The organism is Aquitalea sp. S1-19 (assembly GCF_024343515.1).
In genome coordinates this window covers 1-403 of record NZ_RJTZ01000370.1, presented here as the reverse complement: position 1 = coordinate 403, position 403 = coordinate 1, and the positions used below count along the sequence as shown (strand labels likewise).

Genomic DNA, 403 nt, shown 5'->3' with positions numbered 1-403 from the left:
CTGCGACTGCCGTGCTCGGCCAGGCGTTGCTGCAAGCTGGCTTTGCCGCTCCGGCTAAAGGTCAGTGCCAGCACTTTGCCGCTGCTATGCGCGTGCTGTAGCGCCAACAGGGCGAGCAAGGTGGTCTTGCCGCTGCCGGCGGCCGCTTCGATCAGCAGATGGCCGTCGCGGTGATCGAGCACGGCCTGCTGCTCGGCGCTGAGCGTGAGTCGGGTATGCGCCCTCACTTTTGCCACCATGTCTTCACATTGACGAACTCGTACAGACCGAACTCGGACAATTCGCGCCCGTAACCGGATGATTTCACTCCGCCAAAGGGCAGGCGCAAGTCCGAGCTGGTATAGCGGTTGATAAACACGCTGCCCGCCTCGATGTCGGCACCCAGCGCCCGCGCCCGCGCGGT

General features: G+C 64.3%; 2 protein-coding genes. Both read right to left on the bottom strand.

Features of this window, described 5'->3' with window-relative positions; translation table 11 throughout:
* The coding region (locus EGI20_RS19105) for a UvrD-helicase domain-containing protein (RefSeq protein ID WP_498633285.1) at window positions 1-227 on the bottom strand (227 nt) is incomplete at its 3' end.
* Window positions 224-403, bottom strand: a 180-nt coding sequence (locus EGI20_RS19100) for an aldehyde dehydrogenase family protein (RefSeq protein ID WP_498633283.1), incomplete at its 5' end; no start/stop codon positions are given. The genes EGI20_RS19105 and EGI20_RS19100, both read right to left, overlap by 4 nt.